Here is a 23,735-nt window from a genome sequence, read left to right as displayed (position 1 = left end):
ATTAATACACCAAGCTCACCAGGAGTCGATCATCGCCAAGGCTGATGGTCTGCTCCATGGTCAGCTGCTTGGCCTGATCCAGGCTGATCAGACCCAGATCACCCAGCGGGGTTCGCGATGCATGGCCACCCAGAAGCTTGGGTGCCACCACCACCGCGAGCTCCTGGACGCACTGCTGCTGAACCGCTGAAGCAGCGAGCTCAGGACCGCATTCCCAGAGCACCTGATTGCAGCCGCGAGAGGCAAGCGCACGCATCAAATGCTCCGGATCACAGACCGGCAAGGACAGCCGCTCAGGTCCGCTGGGAGCCGGAACATCACGGACCTGCGGGCCGTGAGCCAGCAGGGTTGGAGCCACGTCAGTGTTCCAGAGCTGTGCCCGAGCAGGGATCTGCATGCTGCGACTGAGCACCACCCGCAGCGGCTCGGGGTCGCGCCGGCCACGGCTGGTGAGCAGGGGATCATCCGCCCGCAACGTGCCTCCGCCCACGATCACCGCATCGCAGCACGCCCGCAACTGATGCACCCAGCTCCGCGCCTCCGAACCGCTGATCCACTGGCTCTCGCCATTGGGCAGGGCGGTTCGGCCATCAAGACTCATGGCCCACTTGAGCACTCCCCAGGGACGTCCGGTGCGCACCCGATGCACAAAAGCCCTGTTCTGTTGAGCCGCCTGCTCCCTCAGCACACCGGTGATCACCTCCAGACCGGCGGATCGCAGCCGGCTGACGCCTCCGCCAGCCACCCTGGGATCGGGATCCTCAAGCGCCACCACCACCCGCTCAAGTCCAGCTGCGATCACGGCATCTGTGCAGGGGGGAGTGCGGCCGTGATGGCAGCAGGGCTCAAGGGTGACGATCAGGGTTCCGCCTCGTGCGGCCTCACCGGCCTGGGCCAGGGCACCCACCTCGGCGTGGGGCCGTCCGGCACGGGCGTGGTAACCCTCTCCGATCAAACGACCGCTGGCATCGAGAACCAGCGCCCCGACCAGTGGATTCGGACTGGTGCACCCCTGTGCCAAAGCCGCCAGGGCGAGAGCCCGATGCATCAACGGTTCCCACATCAGCTCAGGGGCAACTCCTGCAGCGATCGCCACTCACCCACCACGTAAGGGGGCACCGGCAACTCCGTGAACACTCCCGGCAGCACGAGCCGCAAAGGGCGATTGTTGCTCAGATCTGCCAGCAGAGGATCCAGCGCGAATTCAGCGGCAGCATCCCGTCCGTCCTGAGCGAGGGCTGGATTCTTCAGCGTGATGTCCGGCAGAGACCACTCACGCCGGCCTGCGAACACCTGCAGATCGATGGGATGGTCAAGCCTGAGTTTTCCGGGGTAGCCGACGATGCGCAACACCACCGGCCCGCCGGCGGCTCCTTCCCTGTAGGCCACGGCCTGCCAGCTGACGTAATCAAGGTCCCGGAGACTTTCCAGACTGCGAACCATGGCGACGCCGTTTTCGTTCTCGTGCTGATGAACCTGCGCCCAGGCGAGCCCGGGAGTCAGCAGAACAAGCAGCAGTGCAGCCAAAACACTGCAGAGCAAGCGACGCATGTGCCGGATCCGGGGACTTCAGGACTCAGGGTATGCAACAAAACGCGCCAATTACGAACGACCCACCTAACTTCTCCCCAAAGAATTCGCAGAGGCCTGAACGATCCGAAATGGCGTCAAACGCGTCGCAACTCAAGATCCATCGATTTCACAGCGCGATTGAAGCGGCTGAATTATTTCTTAGCCTCGGATTTCTGTGGGAGATCGTTCAACTGTCAGCAGGCCCGCTGAACGGAGTGCTGAAGATCAGGCGATCCAACGAGATGGTTTGTCTCTCCGTGCGATGCAATCGCTCCATGTTGTTTCACGGAGGACGCAATTGCGCCTACGTTCCGTTCTGTCTGGAGATGAATCATGCCTTTCAGCATCGCGTTCGAGGAGAGCCGCTGATTCCCTGTGGGTTATACGGCTTTCACCTCAACCTCAGTGATGTCTTCTTTCAGACCGAAGCCGGCGCCCACTTCAGCATCATTCTGATCCCACGAACCCGCATCCAACAGCTTGGGGCGCTCGATCCGGCAGGCACGCTGATGGATTCCATCAGCATCAGCAACAACGTTCAGCTCAGCCAGGCGATGTTCCAGACCTGGATCCAGCTGGTGGACAACCTGCTCAACGAGCCTGCGTCAGGCGGCATCGATACGGATCAATGGAATGCCTTGCTGCTGGAAAGCTTCGAGCCCCCTGGCCTCGACGAACTCTCACCTCTTCGATCGATGACCTACCGCTGCGGCATTGTGCGGGATGTGGTGCGTTGGGGCATCGAAAACAACCGCCAACCCATTTCCTTGGATGATCTTGGTCGTACGATCTTCGCCTCCCGATCAACCATCAGTCAGAGCTGTCGTGAACAGGTCGGAATCGGACCGATGGCCCTGCTGAAACAGATCCGCCTGCAACAGGTGCAACACGCTCTGCGTCATCGGGACCAACGGCGAGTGCTGGCCTGCAACACCGTGCAGGAGGTGGCCCATCACTTCGGATTTCACAGCCGCAATCATTTCGCCCGTGATTACCGCAATCTGTTTGGGGAAGCCCCTCGACAGACCCTGGCCCGCAGCGCGGCCTAGGAGCGGTCAGCGCCAGGGATCAGCGCCCAGTCGGTCTCGGTGGCCCAAAGCCCCCAGATCGCCATGGCCCGCAGGTAGTGGCAGGCCCGAAAGGTGTTCACGGCGGTGATCGCTTCCGGTGTTCGGAACTGAAGACCTCCCCGGTACACCTGGTCGACCACCGCCGTGCAAATCGCTTCGGCTGTCGTCTTGTCTCCCATGAGCCGGTAGTAGGAGGCCAGACCGAAATTGATCCCTGTCCAGACCTCCAACGGATGGGTGCCATCCGGGTCGAGAGGGGTGCCATCCCGCCGCAGACCATTCGCCACGCCGAGACGTCCACCGTCAAACCGCTCAAAACAGGCCTCGCGCACGGCCTTGAGCGTGCTCTGGCTGTTGGCATCGCTCACCACCGGCGGCAGGCCCAGCAGCCGCGCGTAGAAATCACCGCAGAGCTGATCCGCCATCACCACCGGCGTACCGCTCTCGGCGTCGATGCGATAAAACTCCCCGTTCCAAAGCAGTCGATCGAAATTGGCGCGTGATTGCTCCAGCCATTCCCCGAATTCCCGCTGCTCCGACCCCGTCTCCAGGCCCAGGTCCAGCTGAAGCCGCTGAGCCATCGCCAGAGCCGCCTCGAGGGCTGCGATCCAGAGAGCACCGCAATAGGCGCTCACTCCCTGCAACGGCCAGTCATCAAAGGTCTGGTCCGGTGCTCCGCCGTTGTCCGGCAAGCCGTCCTCATTGACGTCGAAGCGTTTGAGATAACGAAGAGCCTGAACCGCTGCAGGCCAGCACTCGGCAAGAAAGGTCAGGTCTTCGCCGGTCGGTGCGAACCGGAATGTGCGCCAGACCTGCAGCACGAAGTCGCTGGCCAGATCCTTCCAGAGATTGCAGTCCTGATACGCCGTGTAATTGGTGGCGTCGAACGGCGCCTCGTTGGGAGCACCCAGATCGTGGGGGGTCGCTCCCTCCACCTTGCGGTCGGCTTCCACCCGTCCCCTGCCCTGGGTGAAATACCAGCCGATCGGCCGCTGGCTGGCATCCATCGCCGGAATGGCCCGGGCGAAGCTGCGCAACACGGCCTTGTCCAGCTCAGGCCAGAGCTGAACCAACGCCAAAGACCCGTACAGCCTCACATCAAGACTTTCGTACCAGGCGTAGTCGAGGCACTCCAGAACGCCGAAGCGGCCCACGGGATCGCCAGCTCTGGCGGCCGTCCAGAGGCTTCCACCGCTGGCGAGGTCGTAGAGCTCGTTGAACAGGGCCATGCGCAACGGCTCCGGCAGCTCGGTTCGAGCCAGAACAGGCTCCTGCCAGCGATCGATCTGGTCACGCCAGCTGCGCCAGTCCCTCAGCGCCTCGGCAGCGATCGCCGCCGCCGCCGTGCCCTGCCGGCCATGGAAGTCCGTGTAGCGGCGCCAGTCGCTGACTCCGGTGGCGAAGGCGGTCACCGGCAGATCCCAGCTGATCACGACCGGAATCTCGAGGCATTGCCCCGGATCGAGGCTGACCTTCACCGCCAGCGCAGCACTGGCCTGTTCCCCGGCGCGACTGGCCCGATCGTTGTTGCTGTTGGGAATGCGTCCTTCAGCGGCGAAGGACTGCCACAGTTCCGCCCCATCGCCGGTGGGATCCCAGCGACTGCAGCGCATCACCTCCACATCCTCGAGGTTGTCCGGCAATGCCAGGCACCACTGCCCCTCCCCCTCCGCAAGCGGCTGGGACCGACGCCCATCCAGCAGCACGCCCTTGAGGCCCGGCTGATCCACCCAGCGGTTGCTCTGCCCCTCACCGGCACCGATCGCAGGGGCGTAGTTGTGCTCAGGGCTGCCGTCGTCTCGGAAATGCACTTCGGCGGATGGATCGGTGTTGGTGAACCAACCGACGGTGTTGCGCCAGCTCAGCAGCAGGGAGAGCTGCAGCGGACGGTTGGTGGGATTGCGCAGGGTCCAGCGGAAGACAGCCACGGGGTAGCTGCTGCGCTGATAGTCGCCGGGGAGAATCGGACTGAAGGCCTCACAGCTCACTTCGGCCGCGAACACCCCGCTGTAGCGGGTCCAGCTCAGGGGGTAGCGGGCGGCATAGGTTCCGGTGGTGCTGTCGTTGGTGCTGGCTGGATACCACTGCCAGGCCGCAAGGGGATCGTCGCCATCCACTCGGCTGTCGTCTCGATCCGGAGCCGTTGCCAGGGCATGGGCCCTGGTGCTGGTGCCGTCGCTCTCCCAGATGGCGAACTGGCAATCGGGGATCGTGCCATACCAGTGCTCGCCGCCATCGAGATGCCAGAGATTGAAGTCTCCACGAGAGCTGCGACCGATGCAGCCCGCACCGAAGCCACCGAGGGGCATGCCATGCCAGGGGCCATCGTCGAGGTTGCTGGCGTAGCGGACGCTGTAGGGGTCCCGCCAGCCCAGACCGAAGGCACGGCTCCAGCTCGCCTGCGGAGTCGACCAGGACTCGGGGCGGGGTCTGCGGCGCAGCATGCTGCTCAGAGCGGACAGTCCCAGAGGAGCCATGGGTCGGCTGACAGTCGCCCCAGACTGCCAGACCTGAACGGTTCAGCCAGCGTTCTCCTCGGCATCCATCAGGGCGTCGAGCGTGACGGCCGTGCGCACCAACGCCTGGTAGCGCTGCAGCGTGCGCCGGTTCTGATCCAACCAACGAGCCGGTTCCGCCGCGCTTCCCTCCTCCGGCAAGGTCTGATCCATCAACGGCAACCCCTCCTCCCGACCGATCAGGGCCAGCAGCAGGTCATGCAGGCGTTGGCGCCGCTCAGAGTTCATCCGTGACCGAGCAAGGTGATCAGACGCTGCTCAGCCGCCGGCTCCAGCGTCACCGGCAACGGCCGGTAGCGACTGGACTGTGCCGCACGACGCGCGATCGGCGCCTTGGCCTGAGCCCAGCTGTCGATGGCCAGATCGGTGTAGATGCGCTCCACCGTGGCCACGGGGGCGTCCCGCAGATCGTCAAAGGCCACCTCCGTGAGCTGGCCGGCGGGGATCAGCTGACGGGATGCCTCAAAAGCCTCCATCAGCAGGCGATGGGCTGCCACCGTCTCCTCCACCTGGGTGATCTGATCGGGTGGGTCCTGCAGACCCACCAGGGAGGCCAGTCGTTGCTTGACCAGCACCAGCGAACGCACCGCATCGATCGGTCGGCGCTTAAGAAGAATGAAGCGGCAGCGGGGAAACAAACGCAGCAGCAGCGGCACCCGGGCCGAATGGGCTGGATTCTTGATCAACAGATGATGCTTGCCGAAGCCCGCATGCAGCCAGGTGAGCCTGCAGAACATCACCAGAGCGCGTTCATAGGCGGTAGTTGTGCGCAGAACCGTGCGCTTCAGGTGGTGGAGATAGTCGCGGGGAAAGGCGATTCCCGCCATGTGGCTGTCCATGGTCAGACGGGAGAGGCCCACTTCGTCCTCCTGCGGATCATCCGCGCCCCAGGGCACGGCATCGATCGGACGGATCGGCGTCATCGTCCTGTGCAGCAGGGGCTGCAACAGGGGCTTGAGCAGCAGAGCCACCTGGGGAGCCACGGTGAGGCTGTTGGATGCCGTGGCTGCGCAGGGGTCGGATCCCATCAGCTGGTGCAGATAGGTGGTGCCGCTGCGCCAGTGACCGATCACCACCACTGGATCATCAGGAAGCTGCTGCTGCTGCAGCCGTTGGCTGTAGATCAGCTGCTGCAGCCAGCTCAGCGGTTCGGCGGCCAGGCCGGTGCATGTGAGCGCCAGGAGCTTGTGCAGCTGCGACAGCGACGGCCGACCGTGCTGAAGACCACTAATCAGCACCGATGGCCTGGGAAACGCCCCGGCGACGATGAAATCAGAGACGGTCGCAGGCGAACGGGGCAGCACGCAGTGCACGAGCGGTCAGAAGCGTTTGTACCACCCATCGGGCCATGATCACAGTCATGCCCGGTCTTCCCCACCCTTTTCAGGTCATCGGAACCGATGCCGGCGGCCTGGCGAGCCTGCCCCCTGCGGCTGTGCGACTGCTGTGCAACGCGGAAGCGATCGCAGCGCCACAGCGCCTGCTGGACAGCCTGCCTCAGTGGTGGAGCGACCAGCAGCATGGCGATCGCCCCCTGCCGCAGCTACAAGCCAGTGACCGCCCGGATGCACTGATCGGCTGGCTGCGCTCTCAGAACGCACCGGTGGTGATCCTGGCCAGCGGCGATCCGCTCTGGTTCGGCATCGGCCGCCGCCTGCTGCAGGCGTTTCCGGCGGAGACGCTGCACTTTCACCCGGCGCCATGCTCGATGCAGCTGGCGTTCGCACGGATCGGCCGCCCCTGGCAGGACGCCACCTGGGTGAGCCTGCATGGACGCAGCCCGGAAGCACTGGCCAGCGCCCTGCAGAACAGACCGGCAGCTCTGGCGGTGCTCACCGACCCCGGACAGGGTGGTGCCGCACCGGTGCGGCAGATCCTGCGCAGCAGCGGACTGGAGGCGTCCTATGCCGTGTGGGTGTGCGAAAACCTCGGCCACCGCGATGAACGGGTGATGCGGCTCGCGAGCAATGCACCGCTGCCGCCGGATCTGCAGCCCCTGCTGCTGGTGCTGCTGATCGCCGAGGACCCGCCGCTGCCGGAGCGACTGCCCCTGTTCGGCCTCGAGGATGGCGTGTTTCTGCAGCATTCGGACCGTCCTGGACTGATGACCAAGCGGGAGGTGCGCCTGCAACTGCTGGCAGACCTGGAGCTGCCCGCCGACGGGGTGCTCTGGGATCTCGGAGCCGGCACCGGGAGTGTCGGACTGGAGGCGCTGAGGCTGAGGCCCAGGCTGCAGCTGCTGGCCATCGAACGCCGCGGAGGCGGAGCCGCCCTGATTGAAGCCAACGCCAAGCGGCTGGGGGTGCAACCGGCTGCCGTCCTGGAGACGGATGCCCTGACGGCACTGAGCACGGATCTGCCCCCGTCACTGGCCTGCCCCGACCGGGTTCTGCTCGGGGGAGGAGGCCGCGACCGGGTCGCTCTGCTGCAGATGCTGCTTCCACGACTGAATGACGGGGGGATCGTGGTGATCCCGCTGGCCACGCTGGAGGCGCTCGCAGACCTGCGGCCGGTCCTGGACAAGGCCGGACTGATCAGCAGGATCAGCCAGCTTCAGGCCTGGAGGGGCCTGCCGCTGGGAGACGGCACCCGGCTGGCGCCGATGAACCCGACACTGATCCTTCAAGGCACGAAATCACATCAATAAATACACGATATCGTTACTTTATCGTCTCAATCTTCGCCGGATCGCCGGGCTTGATGCCCAGTCGGTCGGCTTCTCCCGCCGCCAGTTCCACCACCCCATCCGACGGCTGATCCGGCCCGTAGCTGGGGCAGGGCAACGCCGGACAGACCGGTACGTCCTTGGCGATGGCGATCACTGTGCCGCCCCGCAGAAACAGCATGTCAAGGGGGGCGATGGTGTTGAACATCCAGAAACTGAGAGGCCTGGGCTGGTCAAAGGGAAACCACATCCCCCGCAGGGCCGGCAGCCGGGACCGCTGCATCAGGCCGATGCGCTGCTGTTCGGGAGTGCGTGCCACCTCCAGATCGATGCAGCGCTGCGACGCCAGGCACCATCGGGCTGCGATCGGTAACTGCTGCGGCGGGGACGGATGATCCACGCGGTTCAGGCACCGTCGGCGGAAGGGCCAACACGGTACCCACGGCCGCGCACGGTGTGCACCAGCCTGGGCTCTCCCTTTTCCTCCAGTTTCTGTCGCAGGTAGCGGATGTACACCTCAACGACGTTGCTGCTGCCGGCCCGCTCGTCCTGCCAGACCTGCTCCAGAAGTTCCTCGCGACTGAAGGCGCGACCGGGATGCTTCAACAGTGCCAGCAGCAACGCGTACTCCCTGGCGGTCAGCGCCACCGGTCGCCCACCGCGCCGCACCTGCCTCAGGCTGGTGTCGACACTGAGATCGCCCACCTGCAGCAACGACGGTCGCTGCTCGTCACGGGACTGGATCGTGCGATGCAGACGCAGTCGCAGCAGCAGGTCGCTGGGACCGACACTGGACAGCCAGAAGTCGTCCGCCCCGGAACAGAGGCAGGCAGCACGAGCCTCGACACTGTCCTGCTCCAGGTCCAGCAGGATCGGCATGCCCCCGAAGCGCAAACGCAGATCGGAGATCAGCGGTCGCTGATCGGCCGCCAGCACTGCAGCCACAGGCTCCTGTCCTGCCTGGGCGCGACTGGAGGCCACCCCGGCACTCAGCCAGTCCACCGTCGTGTAACCGGATGCCGTGAGCCGCGGGGCCAGGGCCACCGCCGCCGGTCCTGCCAGCAGCAGCAATGGATCAGCGCTCATGCCTTGTCAGGCTTGGCGATGTGGGGCAACCCCCAGCCGAGTTTGTTGCGCAGCACCTGGAAAAATTCATGGTCCACGAGCCGAACGAAACGCACCGGATGATCACTGCGACGGATCAACACGCGATCCTCCGGCCAGACATAGCAACCGGCACTGCCGTCCACCACCATCATCAGACGTTCCGGTGTGGCCGGGAACACAGTCACTGGCTCCCGGTCACTGAACACAAGAGCCCGCGACGCCAGCGAGTGGGGGGCGATCGGCGTGAGCTGCAGCACCGGGCAGTCCGGAGAGATCACCGGGCCGCCAGCACTGAGGGCATAGGCCGTTGATCCGGTGGGCGTCGACAGGATCACCCCATCGGCAGCAATGTCCACCGGGGCATGACGCCCGATGGCGATCTCGAAGTGACACATGCTGGTGAGCGGTTCCCGATGCAGCGCCATCTCGTTGAGCGACAACGCCTCCCAGCGCCGCTGATCACCCCGCATCACGCTCACCACCAGATTGCTGCGTTCCTCGATCGTCCATTGCTGGGTCAGCACCACCTCCAGAGCGCGATCCAGATCCCCGAGATAGGCCTCTGCAAGAAAACCGAGATGACCGGTGTTGATGGTGAGGATCGGCACCCCCACCGGTGCGGTCTGGCGCGCCGCCGACAACACCGTGCCATCCCCCCCCAGCACGATGGCGAGGGCCATGGTGTTGTCGAACCCGTCCGGGACACAGGCGCTGTAACCGAGCAGACGCAAGTGCTGGTCAGGATTGGCGAATCCGACCATCCCACCGGAGCTGCTGGCCCGCACGACGCTGTGCCCCGCGTGTTCAAGCCTGTTCTGAATCGTGTCAGCGGTATCGACCGCTAGGGCCTTCCCATCGTTGACGATCAGTCCGATGCGGGGCACCGATCGCGACGGCAGACAACCTGATCAGCTTATGAGAACCCTCCGGAGCCGGTGCGTACGGGATCGGAGCGAACACCCTGCCTGAGGAACCAGGCACAGCTAGGACGCCGACAGGTTTTTGGCTCCGATGAACCGCTCACGCCTGATCATTGAATCGCTGCTGCTGTCGGTGCTCTCTCTTGGGGTGGCCGCCTGCACTGGAGTTGGCAACGCAACGGGTGATCACTCCTCGAGCCTCAAAGGCAGCGTCTCGCTGATGGGCAAGCCGGTGGACGGTGCCGCCATCACCCTCTGGCAGGCCAGTGGGGGCAAGGAGCCGAAGCAACTGAAGACGCTCAGTTCCGGCAAGGACGGTGCCTTCTCGATCTCCATAAGCCCGGAGGAAGGCGCCGTCCATTACCTGGTGGCGACAGGCGGCCGTGTGAACGGTGAGGAGGCGAAACGGCTGTCGATGCTCAGCGTGCTGGACGACGAGGTGGCGGAATCGGTCGTGGTGAACGAGCTGACCACGGTGGGATCGATCTGGCCCAATGCCCAGCTGCTTGAAGGCGACGCGCTCACAGGCAGTGCCAGTGCTCTGGCGATCGGTTCCGGCCAGGTTCGCAATCTGGTGAATCCCGGCAACGGCAGCTACGGAGAGACGCTGCTGCGCAGTTCGAACCTGCTCAATTCCGAGACCACGGTTCGCATGAACGTGCTCTCCAACCTGCTGGGCCTCTGTGCAGGGGCCGAGAACACGCAGGCCTGCGATGAACTGCTCAGCCTGACGGGCAGCGAGAACACCCTCTCAGCGCTCACCTCCATTGCGCGTCAACCCTGGAAGAACGTCAGTCAGCTCTACAAGCTCTTCGACCAGAGCTATCCGATCGACAAGACCACTGAGCTGCGCACCACGGCAACCCTGCCCTACCTGCTGTTCGAACCCAAAAGCTTTTCACTGTCCCTGGTTTTCAACGGAGGCGGTGCTTTGGGACTCGGGAAATTGATGTTTGACGGAAAAGGAAGCATGTGGAGTGGAACCAACTGGATGCCGGGCTCTCAATCCGGCGTGGTCAACAACATCGGCGGAGGCGTCACCCACTTTGGCCCAGGTGGCACACCGCTCTCACCAGCGATTAGCGGTTACAACGGCCAAGGCATTAATGGTGTGGGCTGGGGGACCGGCGTCTCAGAAAAATATGCCTGGGTTGGTGCGTTCAACAACATGGTCGGGGTGTTCGACCTCAAAGACGGCAAGGCCCTCGGGCCAGCCACGATTGATGGGGAAGTTGGTCAGCTTCAGGGCGTCGCCACAGCCGCCAATGGAGATGTGTGGATTGCTGATAACACGGCCAACCACATGATTCAGTTTCCCGGTGGTGATTACACCAAGGGGAAGCGCCACACCATTGTTGGACTTCAAGCTCCCTTCGGTGTCGCTGTTGACGCGCAGAACAGAGTGTGGGTGAGCAGCAGTTACAACAACAAACTCACCGTATTTCCAGGAGATGCTCCTGATCAAGCCAAAACGATCGAAGTGAACCTTGGGGGACGTGGAATCGCTGTTGACTCAACAGGGCACATATGGATTGCCCAGCAATCCAATTCCCCTCAGGGAGCACTACCTCCAGGTGCGAAAATGCCGCCCAACATCCCCGCCAATGCGCCACAACCCAAAACCATCATGGAGGAGTTTGAAGCCGGTGCTGAATACCTTTTGACCAACCCCACCATCACACAGACTGGCATGGTTGGCTTGATCTCACCCGACATGGAAGTCGTCAAGCCAGACATCGCCAAAGGCACCGCTTATATCCCCTGGGGTGTGTCAATCGACGGGAATGACAACGTCTGGGTCGGCAATCTCTATGGCCAAAGCTTGACTCACATCTGCGGCGTCAATCCCGCCAATTGCCCCGCCGGAAAAACCACTGGGGATGTGATTCACAACTACCAAAGCGGCGTCATTCAAATGACAACCGATGTGATCGTTGATGACGCTGGAAACCTCTGGAGCGCCAACAACTGGTTTGATGGTGAAGTCGTCATCAACCCCACCTACAGGGGCCGCACCTCCACATTTGGAGGGGGACAGGGATTTGTTGTGACCTATGGCGTTGCTGGCCCGGTCCAAAACCCGCTGATGGGTCCTGTGCGCAAGCAAAGTTGAGGCTGTCTCAACATCAACCAGAAGCCACCGCTGTTCATCAGATGATTCGACATCATTTCATCGCTCCAATCATCATCGGACTGGCGAGTTTTGCCAGTCCGGCAAGTTTCGCAGCCCCTGCTCCACCTCTGCGTGTTGCTCAGCAAGATGCAGTTCCGACAGACACGACGGATGCGGAAGAAGACAACAACTGGCGACTGAACCTGGATCTTTACGGCTTCGCACCGCTGTCGGCAGACACCGATGTGACCCTGAATGGAAACAGCGACACCCTCTCCTGGGACCTTCGCGATGTTCTCGATCATCTGACCGGCCTGATGACCGTTCGAGCGGGACTCGAGAAAGGACGCTGGGGACTGCAAACGGCTCTGAATTACAGCCGGTTTGCGGGTGATTTCGGTGGCTCATCGTGGACGTCCCTGGATCGCTCCCGCAACCGTCGGCTCACCGGAAATGAGGTGAACCGACGGCTCACCCTTCGCGGGGATCTCGATGGCGACTTTCAACTGGAGCAGGCGATGGTCGACGTGGCTCTCCGCTACAGAGCCGGAGCTGTGCAACGGCCCCGCATGGAACCTGGTGAGGCGACATTTGTCGGTTTCGCCGGTGCGCGGATTGTGGGAGGCACCATCAGTGGTGATGTGGATGTGAAACTCGCATCCAGCTATGAGGGGCCGATTCTGGAGTCCGAGCGGTCCAAGACGCAGAGCTTCGATTCAGCCTGGTCGCACACCTGGGTGCAGCCGTTGATCGGCATGCATGCCAACTACACGTTGAGTGACGACTGGCAGGCCTTCCTCTACCTGGACGCGGCTGGATTCGGTCTCTCCGGACGAGAGGACCTGAGCGGAATCGCCCAGGCCGGTATCGCCTACACAATCGGGAATTCAACTCAGTTATCTCTCTCCTACAAATATTTCGGGCTCAATTACCTCGCTGATGGCAGCGACAACGGATACGACGCCAAACAGCACGGTCTGAACGTCGGACTTCGCATCCTGTTCGAGTGATCCGATCAGGAGGCCAAACTGTGAGCAACAGCCACAGCGGCCTTCGATCCACTGCTGATCGCACCTTCAATGAAGCCCCGCCACCCCTCGGTGGTGTCACCGGAGGCGAAGTACAGATGACCTTCGTGACGCGGAAGCTCATCGGCGAAGCGTCCGAAGCAACCGGGTCGGTAGGTGCACCAGCTGCCGTTGGAAAGGGCGTCATCACCCCAGTCGTGACCAAACGTGGACAACAGACGGACCCCAGGCATGAATTCCTCGAGAACGGTCTGCCACTCAGAGAGCGGCTTCTCCAGGGCACCGGGCTCGAGACTGAATCCGGCCAACACCGAATGCTGCTCGCCGCGCTTGTAGGTGAAGCTGCCGATCAGGGGTGAATCGGTGGATCGGGACAGGGTCATCACCGCTCCGGGGTCACCCTCCACCTCGAAAAACACCTTGTATCCGCCCCCGACATGCTTCAGCTGCGAAGCCTCTTGCTTCACCGTCGAGAGCGGCGGATCAAACGAAACGCTGTTCAACACATTGAGCGGCACAGTCACCACAGCACGCTTGGCAGTCACAACCTCACCGTTCACGGTTGTCACGGACACACCGGTCGCTGAGTGCTGAACAGAGGACACAGACGTGTTCAGCGCCACTTCAAAAGCACCATCTTCTGCAATCGCAGAAACGAGAGCGCCAGTCCCGTTCGTGAACTTGTAACGGGCAGCAGTGTCGTTGAACAGTTCGTAATTCCAGCCAGTCAGCGACCAGCAACGCATCATCTCCACATAGGAAGCATTCTCAGGTTGATTCATCGAAAGAATCTCGAGCATGCCCCCGACAGCAGTCCGCTGCAGGGGAGTGAGCTCCAGAGCATTCATCCGATCAGCCACCGTCTGAGCATCACATTCGACAATCGCCTCACGCGTGTGACGGGAGTCGTAAGGGAGCTCCCACACCGCCTTGGATGCTGCAAAAAACTGATGAAATCCATCAACAAATTCAGCCAGCTGGTCTTCACGCAGGTCATGCACCTGATCGCCGGTCTTGATCGCAATCCGCTCTGCAGCACAGCCGGGGGTTTCCTGAATCTCAAGGCCATAGCGTTCTTTTTCCGCCCAGACGAATGGCTGGGTCCAATGAATCCAGGTTCCACCGAGTTCCACCGCAAAACCATTCACCTCCTTGTGCCAGGTCCGACCGCCGAGGCGATCGCGAGCTTCCAGAACAAGGGTGGTGAGTCCGCTCTTTTGAAGATCCCGAGCAGCCGTGATCCCGGCGAAACCACCGCCGATCACAACAACATCAACAGAGCGATTGAATGCCACGATTAGAGAGAAAAATGGTACGTCTGGAGTGAACAGAAGTCTTCATCCGGGCAACATCAGCCACCCGGATGGGTTACACGGGTTGATCAGACCTTTTCGATCGATCCGAGCTTCCAGGTGCGCTTGAACCAGGGATCCAAAGGCCCATACAGGCGGAAGATGCCGAACCAGCCTTTGCCGGGCACGGTCTTGATCCAGTTCTGCTCCTGACCAGCTGGTGCTTCGGGGCCAAAGTAAAGATCAATGCTGCCATCAGCATTCTTCACCATGTCCTTGTTGCGCTTGTTGTTCTTGCTCGGGTAAGGCATCTCCTCGCTCTGAAGCATGGAACGCGTCTGTGGGTCGTACACAACAAAGGAGAAGAAATCCTTCGCTGGTGCATTGGCAGGAATGGTGAGTTTGTAGGTCTTGGAGCCATCGAGATACTCACCGTCGCCATCCCGGGAGGAGAAGGCGTACTGGGAGCCCACTCCAGGGAGCTCCAAAGCCATCGCCGGCGTGTTCACCGTGGCCAGATAGAAGAACAGGGTGCGGCCGTCCATGTCACGGCCACCATTGCCGCCATTCACGAGCCATTCGTGGCTACCGCCAGGGAATCCGGTTTGCCAATAACCCGCTTTTTCGGGATAGAGGTAGTAACGGGGATCCACTGGTGCGAACAGAATCGATCGGGCAGCAGCATTGCCGATCTGCACCGCTTCGGTGAGAAGTTTCTTCTGCTCCTCAGAGGGTTGGAAAGGCTTGCCCTTCTGAATCCCAATCGCGGATGCCATGCCGAGCAATTCCGGGGAGAACATCTCAGTGGGCTCCCGTTGAATCACTTCATCCAGTTCCTCATAGAACTTGAAGTTGTTGGCGTGAATCGTGTTCACCGACCAGTCAGTGAGGTTTTTGAAGGTATTGGCCGGAGGGTTGTCCTTCTTGGCGTAGGGATAAACCTTGAGGCTGTTTTTGAACGCGTTCTTGGCTGTATCGGTTTTGCCTTCCTGATCCAGGAAACCGCGAAGGATCAGCCAGTTGATCTTGCTCGGGGTCTTGGCCACGAAATAGCCCTCCGTGCTTGCCGGTGCCTCCTGACCTGGGCCAAGAATCAGATACTTGCCACCCTTGCCTTTGTCCGGTCCAGGACCACCCATGTCCACCACAAAGCGGAAGAAGGCATCATTGACCGTTCCAGGCCCTGTACCGGCGGGAACTTCCACCACCATGGGCCCATCACTCAGATCCATGAACGCCGAGGCGTACACGGTGTCCGTGTTGCCGGTAAGCCAGAGCGACGTGGAGCTCATCAGATCATCAAAGATGCCGATGTCCTGGTTCGGTTTCATGCCGTAACCATCGCGATGGCCCACGTACAGCATCTCCAGCGAGGCAGCCGGCATGAAGTTCAGGAATGTCTGCACGCCACGGCCGAGATCCACCTGACGGCGGGCCTTGAGCATGGTTTCGTCATCGGGGAAACCATCGAAATAATTGAACGTGCCGATTCGGGTTTGAACCGAATCGGGCGTCAACACATCAACAGGGATTGGCGTGTTGTAGCCCTTGGGGATGTGGTTGTCGGCTTTGAGAACAACTCCACTTCCGACTACGAGCAGAGCGGAAGCGAGAACAAGCTGAAGGCGGGTGAAGCGTTTCATGGGAGAGCGAAAGGTGGGAGAGATTTCAGGCATGACAGGGCTCACTTGACCTGCTCGATGTTGTTGAGCTTCCAGCTCTGATCAAACCAGGGCTTCAAAGGGCCATACAGGCGAAAGGCCATGAACCAGCCCTTGCCGGGAACCGTCTCGATCCAATTGGCCTCCTGACCGGCCGGAGCCTTCGGACCGAAGTAGACGTCGACGGATCCATCGTCATTCGCAACCATGTCTTTGTTGCGCTGGCTGTTCTTGGCTGGGAACGGCTGGCCGGTCTGCAGCTGAGAGCGGGTCTGAGGGTCGTAGACAACGATCGACCAGAAATCTTTCGCCGGCGGATTCTTATCGATGGTCAGCTTGTAGGTCTTGCTGCCATCGAGATAGTTGCCCTCACTGTCAGTACCGGCGATGGCGTACTGAGAACCGACACCCACCATCTCCAGCACCATGGCCGGGGTGTTCACCGTGTAGGCCCAGAAGAAGTTGTTGCGCGCATCAAGGTTGCGCCCACCTTTGCCCCCATCCTTCAGCCATTCGTAACTGCCACCGGCAAAGGCTGAGAACCACTGCGGGTTGCCTTCGTAGATGAGTGCGTCTTCGCCGCGGGGCGTCACCATGTCGGAGCGAACGTAGGCAACACCCACCTGAACTGCTTCCTCCAGGAGCTTCTTGTCGGCCACTGAGGGATTGAACGGCTTACCCTTTTCCATGCCAATGGCAGACGCCAGGCCGCGGATCTCTGGGTCGAGGAAATCGATCGGTTCGCGCTGAATGACGCGGTTGAGCTCATTGAAGAACTCGAAATTATTGGCATGAACGGTGTTGTAAACCGCATCACCGCCCTCGACGAAAGTCATCTCAGGAGGATTGTCCTTCTGAGCCAGGGGGTAGAGGCGGACTCCTTGTTTGTAGTTCGCCACAGCCTTATCCGGCTTGCCCTCTTCATCGAGGAAGGCCCGCATGATCAGCCAGTTGGAATAGGTGGGAGAGCGGAAGACGAAATAGCCATCGGTGTTCTCGGGCTCCTTATCGTCAGGGCCGAGGATCAGATACTTGCCGCCTTTTCCCTTGTCCGGCCCGGGAGCTCCGGTATCGGCCACAAAGCGGAAGTAGGCATCATTGATGGTTCCGGGTCCTAGACCAGCCGGCACTTCGATCACCAGCGGACCGGTCTCTTTCAGATTGAAGAAGGTGGAGCCGTAAACCGTGTCGGTGTTCCCCGTGAGAAACAACGGCTTGGAGTTCAGCGGCGACATCAACATGACCTTGGTGTGCCCATCCACGCCCATCTCGGCATGACCGTGGCGCAGCATCTCGATGCTGGCCGCAGGCATCATCGTGAGAAACGTCTCATAAGCCCGGATGAACTTGAGGTTGTCAAAACTGGCCTCGGCGGTGGCCGCATCGGGCATGCCGTCAAAGAAGTTGAACGTGCCGGCACTGGTCTCCACCGAATCCGGCGTCATCAGCTCGTCCGGAATGGCCGTGGTGTACCCCTCAGGCACATCACCACTGCCCTTGTTCATGGCCTGCGTTCCGGCATCAGGCTTGCTCGAACAGCCAACGGCAAGCATCGCTGCAAGCGTGACAGTGGAGAGTCCTTTGAAGACCGGACCGAACCGACGCGTCTTGGTCATCCGAAGAAAGGATTCATTCCATTGCAAATTAGAGATACTGCCGCGAGCTGACCGTCAAGAAGGCAACGCGGATGGTCCAATTTGTACGCATTTCAAAAAATTAAAACAATCCGTTGATCTGCGTTGTGCTGGGCGCAGAAGCCTACCTGCGTTCAAAGTGCTCCCAGCACATCAGAGATGATTCAATCCTTCGCAGGTTGCAACTCGGGGCGCACCCAGCTGCCATCAAAATAGGCAGGCTTCGGGTTGTAAATCCTGAAGGTTGCATTCCAGCCCGGGTAAATCTCCAAATAGTTAGGTTGCGTCTTATCACCACCAAAATTAAGCGTCACTTCACCCTGGGCGTTGGCCTTGGCAAATGCACTGTTCACATTGAAATTCTCCCCAACCGGGAATCCATCTTTGTCGTACACCGTGAGCGACCAAAAAGCATTGTCGCCATTCGGAACATCTTTGAGTATCAACGATTGAGGTTCAGATGATGATGGTGTGTAGAACAGATAAACAGCCCCTTCCTTTGGCAATCCGCCGATCCCCACAGCTACACCCATGTTGTTCTGCTCCGGGGTGATCTCTCCCTTACGGCCAAACAGGTCTTCCGACTTCACACCTTTCTCATTACGTTCGTTGTTGTAGTCCGCTCGCAGGGCAAGCATCTGATCCTGGTTCCATGGGTGAGCCAAGGCCATTTCACCAGAATCCGCCTGCTGCACCGATAGCTTCGCCTGCAGGGCCTGCGCCTTGGCTACATCAGCAGGATCCTGAATATTCACGCCCGTGCGAAAAGCCACCATGGCGTAGCGACTGCCCACATCGTCCTGCGTGAGGGTGTAGGCACCAGGATTTTTGTTCACATAGGTGTAACCCTGTGCATTCACAACCATGGCGCTCTGATAACGACCCCCCGTCTCCGGCAGAGTGAATGTTGCCGGACTTGTCAGATCGAGAATCAACCAAGAATAGAGCGTATCAAAGTTGATTCGGATCACCGTACGATCTTTTGGATCGGCAGGCTGGGTTTCATGGGCGATCACGCCCAGCCCACTGCTGCAAGTCGCTGCAGCAACTTTGGCGAGGTATTTGGTGAACACCGTCTGCGTTTCAGCATCTGCAAAATTCAGCTTCGTCACCGGAGCAGGTGCGTCACTGGCCATCACCAAAGCAGGCTTTGGACATTGCTGGGCACGAAACGATGGCATGAACGGCAGGGAGAGGTCTGCGGCAGACATGACTGCCAGACCAAAACCCGCCGCCATCAGAGAAACAAAACGAGGAGAGAAACGATTCATGTTTGAAGGGGAATGAAAATGCCGAACAATTCAAAAAGGTCGACCTTGGGCTGACCTGATCAAGGAATCACTGCGCGGGTTGAAACTGCGGAGGGATCCAGCTGCCATTGAAATAAGCCTCGGTTGGAGAGTAAATTCGCAGCACAACATTCCAGCCAGGGTAGATATCAAGATAGTTGTCCTTACTCTTATCACCTCCAAAGTGAATTACGTACTCACCTTTTTCATTTTTCTTCGCGAAAGCGCTGTTCACATTGTATTTTTCACCCACTGAAAACCCTTGCTTGTCATAGACAGTGACCGACCAGAAAGCTCGTGGGTCGCTGGGAACATCTTTCAAGGTAAGGGTTTGAGGATCAGTGGAATCCACAACTTTGGGAATGGGATACACCGCTCCCTGCTTGGTGAGCCCACCCCAACCAACAGCAACACCAAAATTACGCATCTCCTCGCTGATCTCTCCCTTCTTACCAAAGGCCATCTCGGAGGTCACACCCTCAGGCTGCAAGCGTTTGTTGTAATCAGCACGCATCGCCAGGATTTCATCCATGTCGTATTTGTTTTTTGCAACAAATTCGCCCTTCTCCGCTTGCTCCAAGCCAATCTGATCCTGGACTATCCCAGCTTTTTTAAGATCTTCAGGATCCTGCATGTTCACCCGAGTGCGCACAAGGACCAACACATAACGACTTCCCATCGACTCTTTGGTGAGTTGATATCCACCGGGATTCGCACTCTCCAGCGGAATCCAATGTTCCTCGTTCACCACTTCGAGGATCTGATAACGGTCGGTCTCAGGGAGCACGACCGTGGCGGGGCTATTGAGATCCAGAACAGCAAAGGAATAGAGGGTATCGAAATTCGGTCGCAAAATAGTGCGTTCCTTCGGATCCATTGCACCCTTCTGATGCAGGAACAGACCCATGCCATCCGCGCAGGTGCCTTTGGCGATTTTGCGCACATAGTCCGCGAGGATCACTTCCGTTTCCGCCACGGCATAGTTGGCCTTGGTGACCGGAGTTACTTCGTTGCTGTTCATAGCCACAGCTGGAGACGGGCAATCCTTGGGACCGGACTCAGTGAGACCAGCTGGCTGCGGGAGGGTTTTTGCAGCCGCTGGATTGAATGGTGATCCGAAGGTTGCGGTCAAAAGACCCAGGGTTGCGGCAAAGGGAAGCGTTGCGAACAGAGATCGGCGAACACCCTGCAATTTCACAAAAAACACCCATTGATACGCCCGCGAACCATACATATGAATGCCACGATTGAGACCTTGACCAAAATGAATGCTCGATTTGTACAAACACAAAGAATGGTCAGTACAGCTTCAAGTCAAATTTGAAACACGAAGCCATCTCTGAGGGACTGAATCATGGCCAACCAAACATCCCTCAGAAACAAACAGAGATCGATCAGCCAGCCGGAATCAGGAACTGAATCTGGGTTCGGATGGTCCAATCGCCAAGAAGTTCTTCGCCGCCAATCTCAGGCTTGACGACGTTGTAATAACCATGGAGTGACATGTTGATCGGTTGCTTCCCAACCTTGAACACGCGGCCAACACCGGCGCCGACAGGCACCGTCCAGCCATTGTCTTCGTTTTCCCAGTCAGCCGTGATGATTGGTGAAAAGGAGACATACCAGCCCTTCGGCAGGTTGTAGTTGATGAAAGGCTGAAACAGCATCTTGTTCACATCAGCCCGATCTTCATCACCGGCGAACGACCACATGTTGTTCACCAATCCACCGACAACCCAAGGCCCCTTGGTGTAGACACCGACAACGGCAGGACCGGCTGTCCACTTGCCCGACCCGAGGGGACCATCCGAAACAGGGATCCCGACGGTGGGACCGAAACCGAATCGTGAAATCACCTTCCATGGTCGGCACAAAGAAGGCCGATGGGTTGATATCTCCGATGCCAACACGCTGCTCCTGATCCCAGCGCTTGAGATAAGGATCACCAGCCTCCGTCACACCAATTTTCGGATCAGCCCAGGGAACACCCAGAAATGGAACGATGGTGCGGGTGACGACCGTCCAGTCATCGCTCAGCTTGAAGGGGAAGACTGGCTGGACATTGACAACGTTCAGAACCTTGTCGTGATCGGCGTCGGGATCAATGGCATTGGGAGCCCATTGGGTATTCGGAGTCGCATTCCACTGGATCGGAATGCTGATCATGCTGGCGATCGGGTTCTGGGCGGCTTTGGCCAGAGCTTCCTGGCTCGGGCCTGATGCCTCAGCAGCGGCAGCCCCGGACGTCTTCGAGCTCCCCGAAGCCTGGGCAATGGTCGACTCCGACGAAGCATCCACAGCCTGCGCCAGATCCTGATCAAAGGTCAGAGGCGTGTGATCGAAGTCCGATCCTGCCGAACGATCAACATCCTCTGCTGATGCCTGCCCGGAAGTGAAGGGAGCCAGGGAAAGCGCCAGGAAAGCGGCAGCTGTAGAAAGCTTCACAAGGAAAGGACTTTTGTTGTGCCCAGCATGCCGAAAAACCGTGTGCAAAAGGTACGAATTGCGCGTGTCTTACTGGACCAGCATTGACAATGCCTTCAGGGCGCTTGGCCAGCTTCAAGCAATTGACCTCTGACCTGTGCCGCAATCGGAAAACCCCGTATGGTCAGGGCGATTGCTTTACAAACTCGCTGAATCTCATGCGGATGTTCCGATCCCTGATCATTCCGATTTCGATGCTTGCATCCTTCGGGCTTTCATCAGCAGCTTTGGCAGAGCAGAGCGAATCTGTGGCTGAGCAAAGCCAGACGGTGCTGATCACGCAGGCAGCGGAGGATGAACCCACGGAAAAGACTGAAGACGACGAAAAGAACTGGCGGACGTACATCGATCTTTACGGTTTTCTTCCCCTGGAGACGACAACCGAAATCAGGGTGATGGGTAATACCAACAGCCAGACCCAGAACCTGGAAGATGTTCTCACCCCGATCACAGGTGCCTTCACCGGGCGTGTTGGGGTGGAGTACGGGCGCTACGGATTCCAGGCTCATGTGAATCATGGTTCCTCCTGGATCTCCGAGACGGTCGGCAGCTGGAGCGGGGATAACGCTTTGCGTGATCAGGTCGACAATGACCTTCCTGGAATCGTGAAGGACCGACGGGTCACCGCCAAAGGAAAAATTGATCTCGATACCACCTTCAATCAGACGGTCGTCGATCTGGCGGCGCGTTTCCGCGCTGGCGCCATCGCCAAACCTCGGATGGAAGCCGGCGACGTCTCATTTGTCGGACTGATCGGGGCCCGCATCGTTGACGCCACCATGGATGTTGATGTGGAGTTTGAGAACGACGTCGAGTACAAATCCACCAGCAACCGCCCTGGCGTGCTGATTCCCAAAGAGGCCAAGGCAAAGTTTGAGAGGGACTGGGATGAGTCATGGTCCAACACCTGGGTGAGTCCGCTGATCGGGATGCAGACCACCTATGCCTTCAGTGATCAGTGGCAGGCATTCCTGTACCTCGATGCTGCTGGTTTCGGAGTCAGCGGCCGTCGTGATCTCTCCGGGACGGCACAGGCAGGAATCGCCTACACGCTCGGTAATTCAACCCAGTTGTCACTTGGATACAAATATTGGGGACTTGATTTCGCCGGTCACGGATCCGATGACCACTACGACGTGACTCAGCACGGTGTAAACCTGGGTCTGAGACTGTTCTTCGATTGATTCAAAACATGGTGAAACTCACTCGCCATGCCACCCGGATCTCCTGCCTGGTGGAACTCAGCACCGGTGTCCCCCTGGTGCTGGTTCCAAGCGTCGTGATGGCTCTTCTGTTCGGATCACCGCTAGCTGATGGTGGTGATCAGCTGGCCCAGCTGTTCGGCGCGGCGCTGATCAGCCTGGGCATCTCCTGCTGGTCTGCCGGCGACCCAGAAGCCAAACCATCCACAGCCAGGCTTGGGTTGATGCTTTACAACTTCGCAGCCGCCCTGTTTCTGATCGGCTTTGCCTTCACCGGCGCAGCGCAGGGCCCCATGGTTGGCCCCGCTGGCTTGCTGCATCTCGTGCTGGGGCTGTTGATGCTGCTGGATCAATCCAGGTCAGCGGCACAGCGGAAACCCATGTGACAGGTGGCCGTGTCGAGGGTCTGGCCCATCAGGGCCGCAGGCCGGAAGCGATGGCAGTAGTTCTCAGCGCAGAGGAAGGACCCTCCTTTGATCACCCGCCGTTTCTGCTCTTCCTCCGGAACGGGGTACACCGTTGACGTCCACTCCCAGACATTGCCGCAGACGTCGACCAGCCCATAGCCGTTGGCTGGAAAATGACCCACCGGGGATGTCCAGAACCATCCATCCGTCTGCTCGTTGACCCAGGGGAACGGCCCCTGCCAGACGTTCGCCAGCCAGCGGCCCTCCGGTGTCATCTCAGCACCCCAGGCATAATCCTGAGCCACCAGTCCACCTCGCGCCGCCACCTCCCATTCGTCTGCGGTCGGAAGCCGCTTACCGGCCCATTGGGCATAGGCGATCGCATCGTCATAAGCGACGTGAACGACCGGATGCTCCATCAACCCCTCGATGCTTGTCTCAGGCCCCTGGGGATGCCTCCAGTCAGCTCCGGCGATCAGCGCCCACCAAGCCAGAGGCTGGCTGCGATCCACACTGGCCGGAGGCGGAAGAAACACAGCTGACTCGGGAATCTGCTCTTCCGGAGCCAGATTCGGATACAGCACGGGGTCGGGAGGTTGCTCCGACACCGTGACGTATCCCGTGGCATGAACGAAACGCTCAAATTGAGCGTTGGTCACAGGAGCAACGTCGATCCGGAAGGACGGCAACGTGACCCTTCGGATCGGAGATTCCTCCGGATAGAAATCGGTGGAACCAAGTTGATATTGGCCGGCCGGGATGACGGCCATGTCAT

At 59.9% G+C, this 23,735-nt stretch carries 23 protein-coding genes; 7 read left to right on the top strand and 16 right to left on the bottom strand.

Annotation, left to right across the window (positions count from 1 at the left end):
- Position 1: 1 nt before the first annotated feature.
- Together ribD and ACJ0G7_RS03215 are read right to left on the bottom strand one after the other, a co-directional pair.
- Positions 2–1,048, bottom strand: coding sequence for a bifunctional diaminohydroxyphosphoribosylaminopyrimidine deaminase/5-amino-6-(5-phosphoribosylamino)uracil reductase RibD (gene ribD / locus ACJ0G7_RS03220; protein WP_407395172.1), 1,047 nt, complete (start codon positions 1,046–1,048; stop codon positions 2–4).
- A 14-nt stretch (positions 1,049–1,062) separates the two neighbouring features.
- Positions 1,063–1,551: a DUF3122 domain-containing protein gene (locus ACJ0G7_RS03215; RefSeq protein WP_043696270.1), complete on the bottom strand. Its 489-nt coding sequence runs from the start codon at positions 1,549–1,551 to the stop codon at positions 1,063–1,065.
- A gap of 347 nt (positions 1,552–1,898) precedes the next feature.
- On the opposite strand from ACJ0G7_RS03215, the gene ACJ0G7_RS03210 reads away from it, so the two are divergent.
- Positions 1,899–2,621 (top strand): helix-turn-helix transcriptional regulator, encoded by a 723-nt coding sequence (locus tag ACJ0G7_RS03210; RefSeq protein WP_407395171.1) that lies wholly within the window; start codon positions 1,899–1,901, stop codon positions 2,619–2,621.
- On the opposite strand, the gene ACJ0G7_RS03205 is transcribed toward ACJ0G7_RS03210, so the two are convergent.
- The 3 genes from ACJ0G7_RS03205 to ACJ0G7_RS03195 are packed head-to-tail and all read right to left on the bottom strand — an operon-like array spanning position 2,618 to position 6,462.
- The gene (locus ACJ0G7_RS03205; RefSeq protein WP_407395170.1) at positions 2,618–5,119 is read right to left on the bottom strand and encodes a GH116 family glycosyl hydrolase; all 2,502 of its coding nucleotides are present in this window, start codon (positions 5,117–5,119) and stop codon (positions 2,618–2,620) included. The genes ACJ0G7_RS03210 and ACJ0G7_RS03205 overlap by 4 nt on opposite strands.
- Before the next feature lie 42 nt (positions 5,120–5,161).
- A complete protein-coding gene (locus ACJ0G7_RS03200; RefSeq protein WP_407395169.1) occupies positions 5,162–5,386 on the bottom strand; it encodes a hypothetical protein in 225 nt (74 codons plus the stop codon).
- Positions 5,383–6,462: a sulfotransferase family protein gene (locus ACJ0G7_RS03195; protein ID WP_407395168.1), complete on the bottom strand. Its 1,080-nt coding sequence runs from the start codon at positions 6,460–6,462 to the stop codon at positions 5,383–5,385. Before ACJ0G7_RS03195 ends, ACJ0G7_RS03200 begins: the two co-directional genes overlap by 4 nt.
- Positions 6,463–6,518: 56 nt before the next feature.
- Here ACJ0G7_RS03195 and cbiE point away from each other — a divergent pair, with 56 nt between their 5' ends.
- Positions 6,519–7,805, top strand: a complete 1,287-nt coding sequence (cbiE, locus tag ACJ0G7_RS03190; protein WP_407395167.1) for a precorrin-6y C5,15-methyltransferase (decarboxylating) subunit CbiE — start codon at positions 6,519–6,521, stop codon at positions 7,803–7,805.
- A gap of 13 nt (positions 7,806–7,818) precedes the next feature.
- On the opposite strand, the gene ACJ0G7_RS03185 is transcribed toward cbiE, so the two are convergent.
- The 4 genes from ACJ0G7_RS03185 to ACJ0G7_RS03170 all read right to left on the bottom strand — a co-directional run bounded on the left by ACJ0G7_RS03185 (position 7,819) and on the right by ACJ0G7_RS03170 (position 10,186).
- Positions 7,819–8,232, bottom strand: a complete 414-nt coding sequence (locus tag ACJ0G7_RS03185) for a DUF192 domain-containing protein (RefSeq protein WP_407395194.1) — start codon at positions 8,230–8,232, stop codon at positions 7,819–7,821.
- On the bottom strand, positions 8,229–8,909 hold the full coding sequence (locus ACJ0G7_RS03180) for a winged helix-turn-helix domain-containing protein (RefSeq protein WP_407395166.1): 681 nt from the start codon (positions 8,907–8,909) through the stop codon (positions 8,229–8,231). Before ACJ0G7_RS03180 ends, ACJ0G7_RS03185 begins: the two co-directional genes overlap by 4 nt.
- Complete coding sequence (locus ACJ0G7_RS03175) at positions 8,906–9,814, bottom strand: NAD(+) kinase (RefSeq protein ID WP_407395165.1); 909 nt, start codon at positions 9,812–9,814, stop codon at positions 8,906–8,908. Before ACJ0G7_RS03175 ends, ACJ0G7_RS03180 begins: the two co-directional genes overlap by 4 nt.
- Before the next feature lie 222 nt (positions 9,815–10,036).
- On the bottom strand, positions 10,037–10,186 hold the full coding sequence (locus ACJ0G7_RS03170; protein WP_407395164.1) for a hypothetical protein: 150 nt from the start codon (positions 10,184–10,186) through the stop codon (positions 10,037–10,039).
- Between the two features lie 31 nt (positions 10,187–10,217).
- Here ACJ0G7_RS03170 and ACJ0G7_RS03165 point away from each other — a divergent pair, with 31 nt between their 5' ends.
- Positions 10,218–11,963: a hypothetical protein gene (locus tag ACJ0G7_RS03165; protein WP_407395163.1), complete on the top strand. Its 1,746-nt coding sequence runs from the start codon at positions 10,218–10,220 to the stop codon at positions 11,961–11,963.
- Between the two features lie 41 nt (positions 11,964–12,004).
- Positions 12,005–12,973 (top strand): hypothetical protein, encoded by a 969-nt coding sequence (locus tag ACJ0G7_RS03160; RefSeq protein WP_407395162.1) that lies wholly within the window; start codon positions 12,005–12,007, stop codon positions 12,971–12,973.
- A gap of 5 nt (positions 12,974–12,978) precedes the next feature.
- Here ACJ0G7_RS03160 and ACJ0G7_RS03155 read toward each other — a convergent pair whose 3' ends face one another.
- The 6 genes from ACJ0G7_RS03155 to ACJ0G7_RS03130 form a co-directional block, all read right to left on the bottom strand.
- Complete coding sequence (locus ACJ0G7_RS03155) at positions 12,979–14,286, bottom strand: flavin monoamine oxidase family protein (RefSeq protein WP_407395161.1); 1,308 nt, start codon at positions 14,284–14,286, stop codon at positions 12,979–12,981.
- An 86-nt stretch (positions 14,287–14,372) separates the two neighbouring features.
- The gene (locus ACJ0G7_RS03150) at positions 14,373–15,926 is read right to left on the bottom strand and encodes a DUF1254 domain-containing protein (protein ID WP_407395160.1); all 1,554 of its coding nucleotides are present in this window, start codon (positions 15,924–15,926) and stop codon (positions 14,373–14,375) included.
- Between the two features lie 41 nt (positions 15,927–15,967).
- On the bottom strand, positions 15,968–17,560 hold the full coding sequence (locus tag ACJ0G7_RS03145; RefSeq protein WP_407395159.1) for a DUF1254 domain-containing protein: 1,593 nt from the start codon (positions 17,558–17,560) through the stop codon (positions 15,968–15,970).
- 182 nt (positions 17,561–17,742) lie between these two features.
- Positions 17,743–18,789 (bottom strand): DUF1254 domain-containing protein, encoded by a 1,047-nt coding sequence (locus ACJ0G7_RS03140; RefSeq protein ID WP_407395193.1) that lies wholly within the window; start codon positions 18,787–18,789, stop codon positions 17,743–17,745.
- Between the two features lie 127 nt (positions 18,790–18,916).
- The gene (locus tag ACJ0G7_RS03135; RefSeq protein WP_407395158.1) at positions 18,917–20,152 is read right to left on the bottom strand and encodes a DUF1254 domain-containing protein; all 1,236 of its coding nucleotides are present in this window, start codon (positions 20,150–20,152) and stop codon (positions 18,917–18,919) included.
- Between the two features lie 109 nt (positions 20,153–20,261).
- Positions 20,262–20,579: a hypothetical protein gene (locus ACJ0G7_RS03130; protein ID WP_407395157.1), complete on the bottom strand. Its 318-nt coding sequence runs from the start codon at positions 20,577–20,579 to the stop codon at positions 20,262–20,264.
- Positions 20,580–20,694: 115 nt separating this feature from the next.
- Between ACJ0G7_RS03130 and ACJ0G7_RS03125 the strand changes: the two genes are divergently transcribed.
- From ACJ0G7_RS03125 to ACJ0G7_RS03115, 3 genes are all read left to right on the top strand, one after another.
- On the top strand, positions 20,695–21,087 hold the full coding sequence (locus tag ACJ0G7_RS03125; protein WP_407395156.1) for a hypothetical protein: 393 nt from the start codon (positions 20,695–20,697) through the stop codon (positions 21,085–21,087).
- 329 nt (positions 21,088–21,416) lie between these two features.
- Positions 21,417–22,535 carry a hypothetical protein gene (locus ACJ0G7_RS03120; RefSeq protein WP_407395155.1) on the top strand — a complete coding sequence of 373 codons (1,119 nt, stop codon included), beginning with the start codon at positions 21,417–21,419 and terminating at the stop codon, positions 22,533–22,535.
- Between the two features lie 8 nt (positions 22,536–22,543).
- The gene (locus ACJ0G7_RS03115) at positions 22,544–22,939 is read left to right on the top strand and encodes a hypothetical protein (RefSeq protein WP_407395154.1); all 396 of its coding nucleotides are present in this window, start codon (positions 22,544–22,546) and stop codon (positions 22,937–22,939) included.
- Here ACJ0G7_RS03115 and ACJ0G7_RS03110 read toward each other — a convergent pair.
- Positions 22,903–23,730: a formylglycine-generating enzyme family protein gene (locus ACJ0G7_RS03110; protein WP_407395153.1), complete on the bottom strand. Its 828-nt coding sequence runs from the start codon at positions 23,728–23,730 to the stop codon at positions 22,903–22,905. The two genes, ACJ0G7_RS03115 and ACJ0G7_RS03110, sit on opposite strands and share 37 nt — an antisense overlap.
- Positions 23,731–23,735: the final 5 nt, after the last annotated feature.

Origin of the sequence: Parasynechococcus sp., from assembly GCF_045559935.1 — a bacterium.
Lineage (GTDB): Bacteria > Cyanobacteriota > Cyanobacteriia > PCC-6307 > Cyanobiaceae > Parasynechococcus.
This window is presented reverse-complemented; position numbering and strand designations above follow the sequence as displayed.

Coding starts and splice junctions, on each gene's coding strand:
- ACJ0G7_RS03170 (WP_407395164.1), bottom strand. CDS start 10,186: ATGGAGATCGAGAAGGCACCGTCCTTGCCGGAACTGAGCGTCTTCAGT.
- ACJ0G7_RS03180 (WP_407395166.1), bottom strand. CDS start 8,909: ATGAGCGCTGATCCATTGCTGCTGCTGGCAGGACCGGCGGCGGTGGCC.
- ACJ0G7_RS03115 (WP_407395154.1), top strand. CDS start 22,544: ATGGTGAAACTCACTCGCCATGCCACCCGGATCTCCTGCCTGGTGGAA.
- ACJ0G7_RS03210 (WP_407395171.1), top strand. CDS start 1,899: ATGAATCATGCCTTTCAGCATCGCGTTCGAGGAGAGCCGCTGATTCCC.
- ACJ0G7_RS03215 (WP_043696270.1), bottom strand. CDS start 1,551: ATGCGTCGCTTGCTCTGCAGTGTTTTGGCTGCACTGCTGCTTGTTCTG.
- ACJ0G7_RS03140 (WP_407395193.1), bottom strand. CDS start 18,789: ATGTCTGCCGCAGACCTCTCCCTGCCGTTCATGCCATCGTTTCGTGCC.
- ACJ0G7_RS03160 (WP_407395162.1), top strand. CDS start 12,005: ATGATTCGACATCATTTCATCGCTCCAATCATCATCGGACTGGCGAGT.
- cbiE (WP_407395167.1), top strand. CDS start 6,519: ATGCCCGGTCTTCCCCACCCTTTTCAGGTCATCGGAACCGATGCCGGC.
- ACJ0G7_RS03130 (WP_407395157.1), bottom strand. CDS start 20,579: ATGTGGTCGTTCGCCGGTGATGAAGATCGGGCTGATGTGAACAAGATG.
- ACJ0G7_RS03200 (WP_407395169.1), bottom strand. CDS start 5,386: ATGAACTCTGAGCGGCGCCAACGCCTGCATGACCTGCTGCTGGCCCTG.
- ribD (WP_407395172.1), bottom strand. CDS start 1,048: ATGCATCGGGCTCTCGCCCTGGCGGCTTTGGCACAGGGGTGCACCAGT.
- ACJ0G7_RS03205 (WP_407395170.1), bottom strand. CDS start 5,119: ATGGCTCCTCTGGGACTGTCCGCTCTGAGCAGCATGCTGCGCCGCAGA.
- ACJ0G7_RS03110 (WP_407395153.1), bottom strand. CDS start 23,730: ATGGCCGTCATCCCGGCCGGCCAATATCAACTTGGTTCCACCGATTTC.
- ACJ0G7_RS03150 (WP_407395160.1), bottom strand. CDS start 15,926: ATGAAACGCTTCACCCGCCTTCAGCTTGTTCTCGCTTCCGCTCTGCTC.
- ACJ0G7_RS03145 (WP_407395159.1), bottom strand. CDS start 17,560: ATGACCAAGACGCGTCGGTTCGGTCCGGTCTTCAAAGGACTCTCCACT.